A 16780-nucleotide genomic window follows, 5' to 3' on the forward strand; every position below is an offset into this window, starting at 1 on the left:
CTGCGGGCGCGGACGGTGCCGGCCAGCGCCACGCACGCCGCCGCGAGGGGGATGAGCCAGAGCGCCTGCAACGTCGTCGGCCCCGCGGTGCGTCCGATGAGGCCGCCGAAGGCGGCGATGGGGGCGGCGGGATCGATGGGGTCAAAGCGCAGCAGCTGCTCGTGGCCTTGCAGGAGTTGCACGCCCTCCAGGCCGGCGCGCGCCGTGCGCAGCAGGTCGGCCGGCGAACGCCACGACACGACGACGAGCGCCAGCCCGCCGAGCGCCAGGCCGCCGAGCAGCGACGTCAGCCGGTGCCCGACGACGCCCCATCGGCTGGGGGCGTGCGCGGTGACCGCGCGAGGGGCCGGGTCGGTCAGGGAGGTCGCGAGGATCGCGGCGAGGGCGACCACCAGGGCGGCGACGCCGGAGGTGGGCTTGCCGAGGCCTGCGAGGGCGACGCCCAGCCCGGTGAGCACGCAACCGCGGCCGGCGTGGTCGGGACCCTGCCCGTCGGTGAGGCGCGTCAGCCCGCAGGCGGCGACGAGCACGCCCCACAGCGCCATCGTGTTGTAGCTCGGCGTCATCGGAAACCACGCGAAGGCGATGAGGCTCGCCACCGCCCCGACCGCGGCCAGCGCGGCAAGCGTGGCCAGGCCGGCTCGGCCCGTCAGGTGCCGGCCGGCGGTGGCCCCCACCCGCCGCCCGATCGCCACGAGCAGTGCGGCGGCCAGCGCGGCGGTGATCGCGAACCCGACGAGGCGCAGCCCGCGCACGTCGCCGCCGAGCAGGAACATGACGGGACGCAGGAAGTAGCCGAAGCTGAACACGGTGGCGGGGTCGCCGCTGGGGTCCCGGATGAGCTGCAGGTACTGGCCCTCGTCGGTGCGGTCCAGGCCGTAGGCGGCGCGCCCCGCGCCCAGCGCGACGGCGAGTCCCGCGGCGGGTACCCACAAGGCGTCACCGAGACGCGAAAACCTCATGGCCCCAGCCTCACTCACGCCCGGTCCCCGCCCCGGCTGCGGCGCGCCAGCCGGGCGCGCGGACAAGCCGCACCGCAGGGAGGGCGTGCGGCCTCTCCCGCCGGGCCGCTTAGGCTGCGCCCCATGAGCATGGAGGTCACGGCGTGGAACGCGATGTACAACGCCATGCACGCGCAGAACGACTCGCGCCCCTTCACCAAGGAGACGCTGCGTCGCATCATGGCGTTCGCCGCCCCGCACCGTCGGTTGCTCGTCGGCTTCCTCGTCTCCAGCCTCGGGGTCGCGGTGCTCGGCGTGCTCACGCCGCTGCTCGCGGGCCGGGTCGTCGACGCGATCACGACCGGCGCGCCCTACGGGCAGGTGTTGCAGCTGGCCGTGCTCATCGCCGTCATCGCGGTCGCCGTCGCGGGCCTGGGCCTGCTGACCCGCTGGCTGTCGGCCCGCATCGGCGAGGGCCTCATCTACGACCTGCGCCGCGTCGTCTTCGACCACGTGCAGCTCATGCCGATCGCGTTCTTCTCCCGCACCCGCACCGGCGCGCTCGTCAGCCGCCTCAACAACGACGTCATCGGCGCCCAGCGCGCGTTCTCGACCACGCTGTCCGGGGTCGTCACCAACCTCGTGTCGGTGATCCTCACCCTCGCGGTCATGCTGTCGCTGTCGTGGCAGATCACGGTGCTCGCGCTCGTGTTGCTGCCGGTCTTCGTCGTGCCCGCCCGGCGCATGGGCGGGCGCCTGGCGCGCCTGCAGCGTGAGGCCGCCAACCACAACTCGGTGATGAGCACCCAGATGACCGAACGCTTCTCGGCTCCCGGCGCCACGCTCGTCAAGCTCTTCGCCGAGCCGCAGACCGAGTCGCGCGAGTTCGCGGTGCGCGCCGACCGGGTGCGCGACATCGGCGTGCGCACCGCGATGCTGCAGATGGTCTTCGTCACCGCGCTGACGCTGGTCTCCTCGCTGGCGCTGGCGCTGGTGTACGGCCTCGGCGGCTGGTTCGCGCTCGCGGGCAGCCTGCAGCCCGGCTCCGTGGTGGCGCTCGCGCTGCTGCTCACCCAGCTGTACGCGCCGTTGACCGCGCTGGCCAGCGCCCGCGTCGACGTGATGAGCGCGTTCGTCAGCTTCGAGCGGGTCTTCGAGGTGCTCGACCTGGAGCCGCTCATCACCGAAAAGCCTGATGCGGTGCCGGTGCCCGACGGCCCGGTCTCGGTGGAGTTCGACGGCGTCGACTTCGGCTACCCGGCGGCCGACAAGGTGTCGCTGGCGTCGCTGGAGGAGGTCGCCACCCTCGACCCCCGCGCGGGGGCGCAGGTGCTGCACGACGTGTCGTTCCACGTGCCGGCCGGGCGGATGGTCGCCATCGTCGGGTCGTCCGGGGCGGGCAAGTCGACGACGGCACAGCTCATCTCGCGGCTGTACGACGTCGACGCCGGGGCGGTGCGCCTCGGCGGCGTCGACGTGCGCGACCTCACCGCCTCCTCGATGCGGCGCACGGTCGGCATGGTCACCCAGGACGGACACCTCTTCCACGACACCCTCGGCGCCAACCTGCGGCTGGCGCGCCCGGGCGCGACCGACGACGAGCTGTGGGCCGCGCTGCGGGCGGCGCGACTGGAGGAGATGGTCGCCGGGATGCCCGACGGCCTGGCGACGGTGGTCGGCGAGCGCGGTTACCGGATGTCCGGCGGCGAGCGGCAACGCGTGACGATCGCCCGGCTGCTGCTCGCGCAGCCCCGGGTGGTCGTGCTCGATGAGGCCACCGCACACCTGGATTCGCGCTCGGAGGCCGCGGTGCAGGAGGCCCTGTCGGAGGCGCTGGCCGGGCGCACGGCGCTGGTCATCGCCCACCGGCTGAGCACGATCCGCGGCGCCGACGAGATCCTCGTCATGGAGCACGGCCGCGTCGTCGAACGCGGCCGCCACGACGAGCTGCTCGCCGCCGGCGGCCGCTACGCCCAGCTCTACCGCACCCAGTACGGGGCGCACGTCGCGGGCTGAATCAGGGCCCGGCTCAACCCCGCGGCGGGGCGACCGACTCCCGGATGACGGGCGGGCACTCCACGCGGGTGACGCCGGTGGGGGCCGGGCCGTCGATGACGCCGAGCCGGGTCAGCAGCGCGGTCGCCGCGAGCTGGCCCATCGTGCGGTGCGGCAGCGCCATCGTCGTCAGCGCGGGGTAGAGCTCGCTGGCGACGTTCTCGTAGTCGTCGAAGCCCACGACCGACAGGTCGTCCGGGATCGACAGGCCCAGCCGCCGGGCCGCGTGGTAGACGCCGATCGCGGCGATGTCGTTGAAGGCGAACACGGCGGTCGGGCGATCCGGTGAGTCCAGCAGCTCGACGGAGGCCAGTTCGGCCGCCTTGGAACCGAAGTGGCCCCACTGCGGCACGACGACCTGGCCGGGGCCGAGGCCGGCGCCGGCCAGGGTCGTGCGGTAGCCGTCGAGGCGCAGCTGCCGGGCCAGACCGTCTCCGGTCGGCTCGCTGAGGTGCGCGATGCGCCGGTGCCCGGCGTCGACGAGCAGCTGCACCGCGGCGCGCGCCGCGGCGAAATCGTCCGGCACGAAACACGGCACGTCGGCGTCGTCGCTCACGGCGTCCAGCCCGACCGTCGGCACGCCCCGGGTGAGGTCGCCGAAGTCGAGGGCCCGGTGGTACATGGCCGCGAAGATGAACCCGTCGACCTGCCGGGCCGCCAGGGCCCGCACCGCCCGGTCGACGAGCGGGGGTTCGTTCTGCGTGCCGAGCCAGAACAGCAGGTGATCGTGCCGCCACGCCACGTCCTGGGTGCCCTGCACCATCGCCGAGGCGCTGCCCGCGGTCAGCACCGTGTCGGTGACGACGCCGATCGTCTGGGTCCGGCGGGTGCGCAGGCTGCGGGCGGCCGTGTTCGGGGTGTACCCCAGCTCGGCGGCGGCTGCGCGCACCCGGGCCACGGTCTCCGGGGTGATGCGGTCGCTGGCCTCGTTGAGCACCAGGGAGACGGTGGCGGTGGAGACGCCGCACGCCGCCGCGACGTCCTTGAGCCGCACCCGTACCATCACACCCCGCTTCTCACGCTCTTCGCTGCGTAGCTTAGGTGGGCTGCGGTGCGCTCCCTGAGCGACGCATCAGGCGCGCCGCTCACGGGTCGAGAACGAGCGGCACCGGGTCGAGGATCTCCCCGACGAACGCGCCGTCGACGAGGTCGCTGAACCCCAGGAGCCGGGTCTGCCCGTCGACGTCGACGATCGCGCGCGCCGCGTAGAGCGAGTCGTGGTCGACCCGGCGGGCGCGGCTGACGTCCCACGGCCCCTGCCACCCGGGGCCGTCCAGCAGCCACATGCCGCCGCGCTGGCCCGGCGGGTGCAGCGCGGGATTGAGCTGCTCGGCGCCGGTGCAGAAGAGCAGGTGCGACCGCCCGTCGAGCTCCAGGTACTGCAGCACCTCGAGCTGCCCGAACTTGCCGGGCTCCGACAGCGGCGGCCGCACCTCCCAGCGGTCGAGATCGGCCGACCAGGCGTGCCCGACGACGCCCCGCGACAGCGGGTCACCGTGGCGGGCGCGGGCGGTGACGAGCATGTGCCAGCCGGCACCGTCGGGGTCGGCGAACACCCAGGGGTCGCGCCACGCCTCGTCGAACCACGGGCCGCCGAGCTTCTCGTACCAGCGCGGGTCGGCCGCCACGAGCGGCTCCGTGCCGTGCCGGTGCCACGTGACGAGGTCGTCGGAGTCCGCGCGGCCGATGCGTTGTACCAGACAGTTCTCCGCTCTTGTTGCACCGGTATAGAACAAGTGGAACCGCCCCGACGGCCCCTGGATCACGGAGCCGGTCCACGTCGTGCCGTCGTCCCACCCGGGCTCGGCGCGCGGGGCCAGGGCGTCGGGCAGCACCCGCCACGTGCGCCAGTCGTCGCTGACGGCGTGGCCGATCGACGGGCTCAGGTGCCGCGCGACCGGATCTCCCAGCGAGCGGTCGGCCTGCAGGTAGAACAGGTGGTGCCGGCCGTCGGGGTCGGTGAACGGCCAGGAGTCCCACACCCAGCGGTCCTCCAGGCGCAGGCTCACCCCTTGACTCCCGAGCTGGCGATCGAGGAGATGAACGCCCGCTGGAACAGCAGGAACACGACGATGACCGGGATCGTGATCATCGAGGTGTAGGCCATGATCTGGCCCCACGGGGTGCCCTCGGCGGTGCCGGAGGCGAAGAAGTAGCGCATGCCGACCTGCACGGGCCGCATGTTCTCCTGCTGGATGACGAGCAGCGGCCACAGGTAGGAGTTCCACTGCGGCAGGAACGTCAGGATCGCCGAGGTCGCGAACGCCGGCTTGGCCAGCGGGGAGACGACGGAGGCGTAGGTGCGGAACCAGCCCGCGCCGTCGACCCGCGCCGCCTCGTCGAGCTCCTTGGGGATCGAGCGGTAGTACTGCGTGAACAGGAAGATCGAGAACGCGTTGGCGATGAACGGGATGATCAGCACCTCGTAGCTGTTGGCCCAGCCCATCCGCATCGCGAACCCGTCCGAATGCAGCACGACGCGCGGCAGGTTGGAGATGAGGTACACCATCGGGATCGCGAACGTCTCGAACGGCACGATGAGGGTGGCGATGATGACGCCGAGGATGACGTTGCGGCCCTTGAAGTTCAGGCGGGCGAGCGCGAAACCGGCCATCGAGTTGACGATCAGGCCGAGCACGACGATCGCGACCGTGACGACGGTGGAGACGAAGAAGAACCGCTCCACCGGCACCCGGTCGAAGACGCCGGCGTAGTTGGCCATCGACAGGTCGCCGACGGGCACGAAGGCGCGCCAGCTCGTGAGGTCGGCGAGGACCTGGTCGCGGGGCTTGAAGCTCGAGCTGATCATGAACAGCAGCGGCAGGATGAACGAGATCGACAGCAGCACCAGCGGCACGTAGGTCCACGCGTTGCCGCGGGAGGTGCCCGAGGACTTGATGCGGCGCGGGGTCGGCTTCGCGGTCGCGGTGGCCGGATTGGCGGGCGTGGGGGCGCTCATGGGGTCAGTCCTCCTTGGTGAGGGCCCGCTGCAGCAGCGTGACCGCCAGGACGATGATGAAGAAGATCAGGCTCAGGGCCGAGCCGTAGCCGACGTCGCCGCGCCCCGAACCCATCTGGATGATGTGGTAGACGAGCGTCGTCGTCGCGTTCGCGGGTCCGCCGCTGGTCATCACGTCGATCTGCGTGAACAGCGAGAACGCCGAGATGGTGATCGTGATGAAGATGAAGACGAACGTCGGCCGCAGGCCGGGCAGCGTGACGTTGAGGAACTGCTGCCAGCGGTTGGCCCCGTCGAGGGCGGAGGCCTCGTAGAGGTCGTGGTTGATCGTCTGCAGGCCCGACAGCCACAGGATCATGTGGAAACCGACGCCCTGCCAGATCGACATGACGATGACGGCGGGCAGCGCGGTGGAGGGGTTGTTCAGCCAGTCGACGTTGAAGCCGAAGACGGCGTTGACGAGGCCGTCCTGCTGGTACATGAACCGCCACAGCATGGAGACGACCACCATCGACGTGACGACCGGCATGAAGAACATGACGCGGAAGGCCGTGACGCCGCGCAGCTTCTGGTTGACGAGCATCGCCAGCACGAGCCCGAGCCCGCCCTGCACCGGCACGACGACGAGCACGAAGACCGCGATGTTGCGCAGGCCCGCCCAGAAGGTCGGGTCGGCGGTGAGGGCGCGGGCGAACTGGGCGAGGCCGACGAACTCGGGGGTGAACGCGGAGCCGAGCCGGGCGTTGGTGAAGCCCAACGTGAACGACATGAGCACCGGCAGGATGAGGAAGACGCTCAGCAGGATGACGGCGGGGGCCAGGAACAGGTAGCCGGCCCGGCGCTCCGAGGCGTGGATGCTCGATCCCTTGCGGCGGGGCCGAGTCTGCGCCGGCGTCCGAGTCGACGGGCCGGCGGGGGTGGTGGTTGACATGGCGGATTCCCTCCCTGCGCTCACCGGTTGTACCGGGCCGCGTTGATGTCGGCGTCGATCTCGCGGACGGCCTGGTCGAGCGCCTCGGCGGGGGCCTTGCCGGCGACGATGTCCTGGAACTGCTGCTGGAAGACCTGGCTGATCACCGGGTACGCGGGCGTCGGGGGCCGCAGGAGGCCGAACTGCTCCGCCATGGCGGGCAGGAACGCCAGCGGCTGCCCGGGCCCGTACAGGCCGGAGGTCGTCTGGGCCGCGGCGGTCGTCGTGGCCGGGATGAGGGAGGTCACGTCGGCGAACTGGGCGATGTAGCGGTCGTCGAGCGAGAACCGCAGGTAGGCCAGCGCACCCTCCTTCTGGCGGTCGGTGCAGGCGCGGGTCAGGCCGTACTGCCACGACCCGACTCCGACCTTGGGGCCGTGCCCGAAGTCCGGAGGCGGCAGCATGACGAGGTCGTCGCCGAACGCCTCGTGGTTGCGCAGGTAGCCCCAGACGCCGCTGTACTGGATCGCGACCCGCTCGGTCTCGAACTCGGTGCGGTCCTGGGCGTTGGAGGACGGCGCGTAGCCCTGCGTGAACTGGCGCTGGAACCACTGGGCGAATTCCAGCGACTGTGGGCTGTTGAGCACGCCGTCGGCGGTCTCGAAACCGCTGCGGTTGATGAGGTCGCCGCCGAAGCTCTGCAGGAGCGGCGAGTAGGCGTACGTGTACCACTCGCTCTGGTCGCTGGGCCCCCAGTCGACCGGGTAGTCGAACTGCCCGGAGGCCTGGATGCGGCGCTCGGCGTCCTCGAACTCCTGCCCGGTCCACGGCTGTTCGACGGTCGGGATGCGGATGCCGAGGTTCTCCAGCACGGACCGCCGGGAGAACAGCAGGGTGGTCGCGTCCCAATAGCCCACCGTGTAGATCTGGTTCTCGTAGCGGCCCACCGTCGAGGGCAGGAAGTCGGCGACGTCCTGTTCGGTGAGGCCGGAGGGCACGAGCCAACCGTTCCAGGCCCAGTTGGGCATGATCGGACCGTCGACGTCGAGGATGCACGGCAGGTCGTTGGAGGCGGCCGCCCCCTGCACCGAGGTGTTGTAGGCGTCCTGCGGGAAGTCCTGGCGGACCACCTCGTACTGGTCCTGCGAGGCGTTGTAGTCGGAGATGATCTGCGAGATCACCTGCATCTCACCCTCGTTGCCCGCCGAGTGGGTCCACAGGGTGATGGGGACCGGCCCGGTGCCGTCCCAGCCGTCCCGGTCCTGGCTGCTGCAGGCCGTCGTCGTGAGGCCGACCGCCACCAGCAGGGAGGCCAGCAAGGCGATGCCGCGTCGTCGAAACATCTTCGGTCCCTTCGAGCTGCGCTGCTCTTCGGTGCGGAGGGTGAATGCCGTGCGGGCAGGAAGCTACTCGCGTCGCCGGGTGCCAGTAAATCGTTTAAACAACCTTCGTTGCCGGATCGTTACGAGGCCAGGTTTCGGCGGTCGGATGCCTCGGCCTTTCGGTGAGTTCGGGTGCGCCTCGCGGGGTGCGTTCGGCGGTCACTAGGGTGAGCCGGTGCGCCCCGCAGGCCGTGACCCGAGTGCTCCCGCCGCGAGCTTCGACGACCTGCGCCCGGGGGCGGGGTGCCCGTCGCTGCGGTTCGGCGCGGCCGAGCAGGAGATCGTCGCGTGGACCCTCGACGAGGTCCCGGCCGCGATCGAGGCGGCGCAGGCCGCGGCGGAAAGCGGCCGGTGGGCCTTCGGGTTCGTCGCCTACGAGGCGGGAGCCGGGCTCGATCCCGCCCTGCCCGCCGTCGAGCCGGAGCCGGGCCTGCCGCTCGTGTGGTTCGGGCTCGCCGACGCCCCGGTCGCCGCGCCGGAACGCGACGAGCCCGGCGAATTCCACACACGAGAGTGGGCGATCGAGTGGTCACGGGAGGAGTTCGGCGAGCGCGTCGAGGCGGTGCGCGCGGCGATCGCCGCGGGCGAGACCTACCAGTGCAACCTCACCACCCGGATGCGCTCGGGGGTGCGCGGTGACCTGTTCGCGTACTACCGGGCGTTGGCCGGTAGCCAGCGGGGCGCCTTCAACGCCTATCTCGACCTCGGCCGCTGGGTCGTGCTCAGCGCCAGCCCCGAGTGCTTCCTCGACTGGGACGGGCGGGTGCTGACCAGCGTGCCGATGAAGGGCACCGCCCGCCGTGCGCCGACGCCCGCGCGCGACGAGGCCGCCCGCGCGGCGCTAGTTCGCAGCCCGAAGGACCTCGCCGAGAACGTCATGATCGTCGACCTCATCCGCAACGACATGACCAAGGTCGCCCGGCCCGGCTCCGTCGAGGTGAGCGAGCTGTTCGCGTGCGAGAAGTACCCGACCGTGTGGCAGCTGACCTCCACGGTGCGGGCGCGGACCCGCCCTGGGATCGGCCTCGTCGACGTGTTCGCCGCGATGTTCCCGTGCGGCTCGGTCACCGGCGCGCCGAAGGTGCGCACGATGCAGATCCTCGCGGGGCTGGATAGCTCCCCGCGCGGGGTGTACTGCGGTGCCGTCGGCTACGTCGCGCCGCCCGCGGGGCCGGGCGGGCGGCCGCGAGCGCGGTTCAACGTCGCGATCCGCACGGTCGTCGTCGACCGCACCGACGGCACGGCGACCTACGGCGTCGGCGGCGGAATCACCTGGGGCTCGACGCCACGGGGCGAGTACGCCGAAGTGCTCGCCAAGAGCGCCGTTCTCGAGGCGGCCCGCGCGCCCGCGGCCGCGGTCGACCTGCTGGAGACGTTCGCGGTGCGCGCCGGCCGGGCGGTGAACCTCGCCCAGCACCTCGACCGGATGCAGTCCTCCGCCGCCTACTTCGACGTGCCGTTCGAACGCGGTGACGCGCTCGCGCGGGTCGACGCGGCCGCCGCCGACCTCGGGGAGGCCGTGGTCCGGCTGCGGCTGCGGCCCGACGGCGCGCTGCTCATCGAGCCCCGCGACCCCGACCCGGCCCCCGACGGACCGGTGGAGCTGGTGATCGACGACGTGCCCGTCGACCCCGCCTCCCCGTATCTGGCGCACAAGACGAGCCGGCGCGAGGTCTACGAGCACGCCCGCGCCCGCCACCCCGGCTCCGGTGACGTGGTGCTCGTCAACTCGGCCGGCCGCGTCACCGAGACGACGGTCGCGAATCTACTTGTTCGGCTGGGAGATTCGTGGTTCACCCCGCCGGTCGGCGACGGCTGCCTGCCCGGGGTCGGTCGCCGCCTCGAGCTGGAGGCGGGTCGCGTCTCCGAGCGCTCCCTCACCGTCGCCGACCTGCGCGCCGCCGACGAGATCCACGTCGTCAACTCCGCCCGCGGCCGCCGCCCGGCCCGCCTCCGCCAACGACCCTGAAAACTGCGTGTCGCGCTGAGAACTGCAGTCCGTGTCGCAGTTCCGACCGCGACACGCAGTTCTCGGGGAGGGGTCAGGCGGGGTCGACGGGCGGGCCGTACGGCGCGACGCCGAACGCGGAGGGCTCGTCGGGGTCGAAGGCGTCGAAGTCCGCCTCCGCCCCGGGACGCGGCGCCCCGAGCATCGCCCGGGTCAGCTCCTCGTGCCCGGCGAGCAGTCCGTCGAGCGCGGCGCCCAGGTACCGGTCGCCGGGCTCGGCGCCCTCGATCGCCGCCTCCAGCACCGCGCGGCGCATGAGCTCCTTGGTGAACGACGCGGTCATGCCCTCCGAACGCCGCGCGGCGTCGTCGAGCGCCTCCGGCCCGTAGGCGACGTCGCCGCGGTACAGGTCGAGCAGCCGGCGCCGGCCGTCGAGGTCTGGCAGCGGCACCTCGACGGCGAGATCGACGCGGCCGGGCCGCTGCACGAGCGCCCGCTCGAGGGTCTCGACGCGGTTGGTGGTGAGCAGGAACGTCACGTCGGCGTCGGCGTCGAGGCCGTCCATCGCGTCGAGCACCTCGAACAGCAGCGGCCGCCCGGTCGGGCTCATGCCGCGGTCCTCGGCGACGAGGTCGCAGTCCTCGAGCACGACGATCGCCGGCTGCAGCGCCCGCGCGAGGTTGGCGGCCAGCGACACGAATTGCAGTGACTCCCCGGCGAGCACGACGACGGTATGTCCCGGGTTGCGGCTCACCAGGTGGCGCACGGTGTGGGTCTTGCCGGTGCCGGGAGGCCCGTAGAGCAGGAGCCCCCGCTTGAGGTGCTGCCCGTGCCGGCGCAGGATCTGCGCGTGCTCGGCAATCCCGCTGACGTGCGCGGCGATCCGCTCCAGCGAAGAGGCCGGCAGCACGACCTGGTCGGCGGTGACGTCGGGCCGCGGCAGGAACGTGATGCCCTCGGACTCCATGCCGAAGCCGCTGGACTCGAAGCTGATGACCTGCCCGCGCAGCACGCTGCGCTCGGTGGCCAGGGCGCGGGCCTCGTCGAGGAGCCGGGCCGCCGTCTCCTGGTCGACGCACAGCACCTCGAACGTCGCCTGAGCCTGCCCGAAGCGCGGGTTTCCCCGCCGGTGGAACACCCCGACCGGTCGGCCGTCGAAGCGGAACAGCCGCATCCCGAGGCCGATCGCGCGGCGGTGCGCGTCGGGGCCGACCGGCGCCGACACGTAGTCGACCTGACCGACCGGGAAGTGCATGTGCATCGCCGACAGGTAGTCGGCGAGCGTCTGGTGGTAGCGCATGTCGCCGCCGCCGACGCCGAGCACCCGCTCGTCGGGGTCGCGCTGAGCGAGCAGTTCCAGGGCGAGGTCCCAGTCGGCGAAACGGTGGTTGGGCACCTCCTCGGTGAGCACCGGCACGCCGGCCGCCGGCTGCCCCAGGTGCGTCGAGACGGCGTCGACGAACCGCTCGCCCTCGGCGCTGTCCGCCTGCCGATGCGCCAACTCGATCGCGCGCCGAAAATCGCGCAGGAAGCCCGTCAGGTCGTGCTCAGTGTCGCTCACACGTCGAGAGTAGGCGCGCAGCAGCCGGCCCCCCAGCGAGTTTTCCGCGTGCCGAGCCGACCCCCGTCACCCGGTCACCAGTCACCTCGTCACCCGCCACCTGGTCACCAGTCACCTCGTCACCCGCCACCTGGTCGCCCGTCACCCCACCCCACCCGTCACCCCACCCCCACCCACATTGGCCGAAGGCTGCCCTTTCGGCCGAGGGCTCGTTCTCCAGCCCTAGACCTCGGCCGAAAGGGCAGCCTTCGGCGCCCCCAGCTCGGCCCGTCCCCTTCCCTCTCCGTTGTCGGGCGGGCAGAGGCCTTGGGTGCCGGGACGGCTCAGGACGGGACCGCGTCGACCCAGGCCGGCACGCCCTGCCCGCGTCTTCCCGGCGCCTCGGACGCGCCCGGAACCCCTGAACTCCGAGGTCAAGACGAAGTTGGCTTACATACTCGCCCGATCCCGGGATTCGGCAAGGCAAAGCCGCAGGTCACGGCGCTCCGGCTCGAGCCCGGCCGCGAGTATGTAAGCCAACTTCGTCTCCGGGCCGCGGGCCGGCCTCGTCCCGCCCTGGCGGCGACCTCCATGCGCGCCGTCGGAGGGCTCCTATGCTAAGGCGACGCCGACCCCCGCAGAGCCAGCTACGACGTCGTCATCGTCGGCGCCCGGCGGCAGCGGGGCGGCTAGTTCGGCCACTCGGTCGGGATCTGCTCCCAATCCGCCAGCCACGCACGGGCATTCCCGTCCGAGGGGGCACGCCAGTCGCCGCGGGGGGAGAGCGATCCGCCGGCCGAGACCTTCGGTCCGTTCGGCAGCGCCGACCGCTTGAACTGGCTGAACGCGAAGAACCGCTTGAGGAAGACCTCCATCCACCGCCGGATCTCGCCCAGGTCGTAGGCGACCCGCTCCTCGCCCTCGATGCCCGCGGGCCACTCGCCGAGAGAGGCGTCGTGCCACGCGTGCCAGGCGAGGAACGCGATCTTGCTGGGCCGCATCCCGAAGCGCAGCACGTGGAACAGCGTGAAGTCCTGCAGGTTGTACGGGCCGATGCTCGCCTGCGTCGACTGCGGCGCCTTGCCCTCGATGGTTGGCACAAGTTCGGGCGTGATCTCGGTGCCGAGGATCGAGCCGAGCACGTCACCGACTCCGGGGGTGAACTGCTCGGAGGTGATGACCCAGCGGATGAGGTGCTGGATGAGGGTCTTGGGCACGCCGGTGTTCACCGCGTAGTGACTCATCTGGTCGCCGACGCCGTACGTGCACCAGCCGAGCGCCAGCTCGGACAGGTCGCCGGTGCCGAGCACGATCCCGCCGAGGTGGTTCGCGAGCCGGAACAGGTAGTCGGTGCGCAACCCGGCCTGCACGTTCTCGAAGGTCACGTCGTACACCGGGTCGGCCCCGTCGGAGACCCCGAACGGGTGCTTCATGTCCTTGAGCATCTGCGTGGCCGCGGGCCGGATGTCGAGGATCTCGCACGGCACCTCGAGCGCCTCGCACAGTGCGAGCGCGTTGTTCTTCGTGTGATCGCCGGTCGCGAAGCCCGGCATCGTGTACGCGAGGATGTCGCTGCGCGGCCGCCCGAGCCGGTCCATCGCCTTGGCCGCGACGATCAGCGCGTGCGTGGAGTCCAGGCCGCCGGAGACGCCGATGACGATCTTCGGGTTGCCGATCGCCCGCAGCCGCTGCTCCAGCCCCGACACCTGGATCGCGTACGCCTCGTAGCAGTCCTGCGCGAGCCGGGAGGCGTCGTTCGGCACGAACGGGAACCGGTCGATCGCCCGCCGCAGCCCGAGGTCACCGGCCGGCGCATCGAGCGTGAAATCGATGGTGCGGTAAGCGATTTCGCCGATGTCGACGAGGGTTCGGCGGTTGTCGTCGAAGGAGCCGTTGCGCGTCCGCTCCTGGCGCAGCGTGTCGAGGTCGACGTCGGCCACCGAGCGGCGCGGTCCGGCCGGGAATCGCTCGGTCTGGGCGAGCAGGTCGCCGTTCTCGTAGATCATCGTCTGCCCGTCCCAGGACAGGTCGGTGCTCGACTCACCCTCCCCGGCGGCGGCGAACACGTAGGCGGCCAGGCAGCGGGCGCTCGCCGAACGGCACATGAGGTGCCGGGTGTCGGACTTCGTCACCGTGATCGGGCTGCCGGAGATGTTGGCGAGCACCGAAGCCCCGGCCAGCGCCGCCCGGGCGCTCGGCGGCACCGGCACCCACATGTCCTCGCACACCTCGACGTGCAGGGTGAATCCCGGCAGGTCGACCGCGCGGAACAGCAGGTCGGGCCCGAACGCCACGGCGGTGCCGGCCAGCGGCCCGGCGGCGAATTCGAGGGTGCCACCGGCCTGGTCGTCGCCGAGCGCGAAGTGCCGCTTCTCGTAGAACTCCCGGTAGTTCGGCAGGTACGACTTCGGCGCCACCCCGAGGATCGCACCACCGTGCAGCACGACCGCGCAGTTGTAGAGCCGGTTGCCGTGCCGCAACGGCGCGCCGACGACGAGCAGCGGGCGCAGGTTGGCGGTGGCGGCGGCGAGGTCGGCCAGTCCGCGTTCGACGGCATCGAGCAGCGGGTCCTGCAGCAGCAGATCCTCCAACGCGTACCCGGAGACCGACAGCTCCGGGAAGACGGCCAGCGCCACCCCCTCCTCGTGCACCTCGCGCGCGATCGCGGTGATCGTCTCGACGTTGCGCGCCGGGTCGGCGATGGCGATCGGCATCGTGCAGGCCGCGATCCGCGCGTAGCCGTGCGCGTAGGCGCTCGTGAAGTCCATGGATGCAGCGTAGGACGCGGCGTGCGGGGCCGGGACGAGTGCGCCCGCTCGGGCCTGGGGCCGGGTGTGCGCGTACACAACTCGGGCGCGAACACGCGCGATGGTTACTCAACGATTACGCATCGACACGTGTGGGTCGCGGCAGATGCGCCGATAGTAGAGACATGGGAGGGGCCATGTCGGGGCCCGGGCATGGGGGTGACCGGGCTCTTCAATCCACTGCTGCGGGCCTGCGGGCCCGCCCCCGCCCGCTGTCGCGCGCCCTGTCCGCCCGTCTCGACCGCCGCACGATGCTGCGGTCCGGGGCCGCGCTCGGCGCCCTCGCGACGATCGTCCCCGCCTCCGGCAGCGGCCTGTCCGCCGGGGTGCGCACCACGCGCGGCGAGCTGTTCTCGCGGTACCTCGGCGGTGAACCGCTGAACTGGTGGCTGGCCGTGCCGCGCCGCGCCACCGGCCTCGTGCTCGCCCTGCACGGCAAGGGCAGCAGCGCCGGCTACTGGTTCGCGGCCCTCGACGCGCCCCGCATCGCCCGCGAGACCGGGCTGGCGATCGCGGCCGTCGACGGCCGGCTCAGCTACTGGCATCCGCGCGCCGCCTCCGACTCGCCGTCGATGCTCACCCGCGAGTTCCTGCCGATGCTCACCGCCCGCGGGCTGCCGACCGAGCGGATCGGGCTCACCGGTGTGTCGATGGGCGGTTTCGGGGCGCTCTACGTGGCGGGCGAACTCGGCCCCGAGCGGGTGTTCGGCGTCGTCACGATGAGCGCGGCGCTGCGCCGCACGTTCGCCGCCACCTCCATCGGCGCCTTCGACGACGAGGCCGATTTTCTGCGGCACTCGATCTTCATGCGCGTCGACCGACTCAAGCAGATCCCGCTGTGGATGGCGTGCGGCACGTCGGACCGCTTCTACCCCGGCAACGTCGAACTCGCGCGCAGCCTGCCGAACGCCCGCACGGTCTTCGACCGCGGCGGCCACACGACCGCCTACAGCCGCGCCCACTGGGGTGACGGCATGGCCTGGCTCGCCCGCCAGGTCTGAGGCTGGTCAGGCCCGACCGGGCACGTCGTCGCCGGCTTGTTCCATCTGGTTGCCACGCTCGGGATGGCTGGCGATGAACGAGTTGAGCCACTGCATCCGCGGGTCGGTGTCGATGAGCAGCGCCTTGCACAGCAGCGTCGCGGGCAGCGCGATGAGCGCGCCGAGCGGACCGAGCACCCACGCCCAGAACAGCAGGCTGAGCAGCGAGACCGTCGCGGTGACGCCGACCGCGTCGCCGAGGAACTTCGGCTGGATGATCGACTGGATGACGAAGTTGATGACGCAGTAGGCGATGACGACGAGCAGCGCCGACTGCGGCCCGTTGGCCAACAGCGCCATGAGGGTCGGCGGCACGATGCCGATGACGAAGCCGATGTTGGGGATGTAGTTCGTCAGGAACGACAGCAGACCCCACACGACGGCCAGCGGCACCCCGAGCCACACCAGCGCCAACACGTCGAGCACGGCGACGATCGCGCCGAAGATGCTGGAGACGATCCAGTACCGACGCACCCCGCGGGCGAACCCGACCAGCGCGGCCGCGACGTCGGCGTGCGTGCGGGAGGCGACCTGCAGCCGCAGCCCGACCTGCATCGAGTCGATGAGCACGACGAACACGATCGTCACCACGACGAGCAGCAGCGTCAGCGCGCCGGTGAGGCCCGACAGGGTCTGGGTCGCCAGCCCGACGACGCGGGAGGGGTTGAGCTGGCTCTGCAGCTGCGACATCGCCTGCGTCTCGCTCACCCCGACGCGCTGCAGCTGCTCGAGCGCCGACTGGTACAACGCGGAGAACTGCTGTTGGTACGCGGGGATCTCCTGCACGAGCAGCGCCATCGACCAGCCGAGGGCGGCGAAGAACGCGATGATGATCGCGAACACGATGAGCCCCGATGCGCAGGCCCCGACGATGCGCGGCAGGCCGAGCCGGTTCAGCCACGCCTGCACCGGGTACGCCACGATGACGAGGTTGAGCGTGAGCAGCAGCGGCCCGATGATGCCCTGCAGGTGCTGCGCCCCGGAGACCGCGAGCCACCCACCGCCGAGCACCAGCAGCACGATGCCCATCCGCGGCATCCGCGCCGATGCCCACGCCGGGTTCGCGGCCGGGCCGACCGGGGTGGCGGACGGGCCCGCCGGGCCGGAGCCGGTGCCGTCGCCTCGGTCTGCGGCGCTCGCCCCGGTCGGGTCGGCCGGTGCCGTGGCGTCGGCGTCGCCGGGCGCTTCGCGGCGCCCT

The 16780-nt window shown here is 71.9% G+C and carries 12 protein-coding genes; 3 read left to right on the forward strand and 9 right to left on the reverse strand.

Going from position 1 to position 16780, the window contains the following annotated elements:
- Nucleotides 1-962: hypothetical protein (locus tag PINTE_RS15215; protein WP_217996608.1), on the reverse strand; the 962-nt coding region annotated here is incomplete at its 3' end.
- 123 nt (nt 963-1085) lie between these two features.
- Between PINTE_RS15215 and PINTE_RS15220 the strand changes: the two genes are divergently transcribed.
- Nucleotides 1086-2957: an ABC transporter ATP-binding protein gene (locus PINTE_RS15220; protein WP_068432485.1), complete on the forward strand. Its 1872-nt coding sequence runs from the start codon at nt 1086-1088 to the stop codon at nt 2955-2957.
- Between the two features lie 13 nt (nt 2958-2970).
- Here the strand turns inward: PINTE_RS15220 and PINTE_RS15225 are convergent, their stop codons facing one another.
- The 5 genes from PINTE_RS15225 to PINTE_RS15245 form a co-directional block, all read right to left on the reverse strand.
- A complete protein-coding gene (locus PINTE_RS15225) occupies nt 2971-3999 on the reverse strand; it encodes a LacI family DNA-binding transcriptional regulator (protein WP_068432486.1) in 1029 nt (342 codons plus the stop codon).
- An 82-nt stretch (nt 4000-4081) separates the two neighbouring features.
- The gene (locus PINTE_RS15230; RefSeq protein ID WP_157087280.1) at nt 4082-5005 is read right to left on the reverse strand and encodes a glycoside hydrolase family protein; all 924 of its coding nucleotides are present in this window, start codon (nt 5003-5005) and stop codon (nt 4082-4084) included.
- Complete coding sequence (locus tag PINTE_RS15235) at nt 5002-5955, reverse strand: carbohydrate ABC transporter permease (protein WP_068432489.1); 954 nt, start codon at nt 5953-5955, stop codon at nt 5002-5004. Before PINTE_RS15235 ends, PINTE_RS15230 begins: the two co-directional genes overlap by 4 nt.
- A 4-nt stretch (nt 5956-5959) precedes the next feature.
- Nucleotides 5960-6886, reverse strand: coding sequence for a carbohydrate ABC transporter permease (locus PINTE_RS15240; RefSeq protein ID WP_068432491.1), 927 nt, complete (start codon nt 6884-6886; stop codon nt 5960-5962).
- A 20-nt stretch (nt 6887-6906) separates the two neighbouring features.
- Nucleotides 6907-8208, reverse strand: a complete 1302-nt coding sequence (locus tag PINTE_RS15245) for a sugar ABC transporter substrate-binding protein (RefSeq protein ID WP_068432493.1) — start codon at nt 8206-8208, stop codon at nt 6907-6909.
- Nucleotides 8209-8422: 214 nt separating this feature from the next.
- Between PINTE_RS15245 and pabB the strand changes: the two genes are divergently transcribed.
- Entirely contained in the window at nt 8423-10216 is a 1794-nt protein-coding gene (gene pabB / locus PINTE_RS15250; protein WP_068432497.1) for an aminodeoxychorismate synthase component I, read from the forward strand.
- 73 nt (nt 10217-10289) lie between these two features.
- Here the strand turns inward: pabB and PINTE_RS15255 are convergent, their stop codons facing one another.
- A complete protein-coding gene (locus PINTE_RS15255; protein ID WP_068432499.1) occupies nt 10290-11756 on the reverse strand; it encodes an AAA family ATPase in 1467 nt (488 codons plus the stop codon).
- A 668-nt stretch (nt 11757-12424) separates the two neighbouring features.
- On the reverse strand, nt 12425-14503 hold the full coding sequence (locus PINTE_RS15260; RefSeq protein ID WP_068432502.1) for an NAD(+) synthase: 2079 nt from the start codon (nt 14501-14503) through the stop codon (nt 12425-12427).
- A 164-nt stretch (nt 14504-14667) separates the two neighbouring features.
- Between PINTE_RS15260 and PINTE_RS15265 the strand changes: the two genes are divergently transcribed.
- Nucleotides 14668-15543, forward strand: a complete 876-nt coding sequence (locus PINTE_RS15265; RefSeq protein ID WP_157087281.1) for an alpha/beta hydrolase-fold protein — start codon at nt 14668-14670, stop codon at nt 15541-15543.
- A 6-nt stretch (nt 15544-15549) separates the two neighbouring features.
- Here the strand turns inward: PINTE_RS15265 and PINTE_RS15270 are convergent.
- The coding region (locus PINTE_RS15270; protein WP_157087282.1) for an AI-2E family transporter at nt 15550-16780 on the reverse strand (1231 nt) is incomplete at its 5' end.

This window comes from Piscicoccus intestinalis NBRC 104926 (genome assembly GCF_001515525.1).
Taxonomy (GTDB): Bacteria; Actinomycetota; Actinomycetes; order Actinomycetales; family Dermatophilaceae; genus Kineosphaera; species Kineosphaera intestinalis.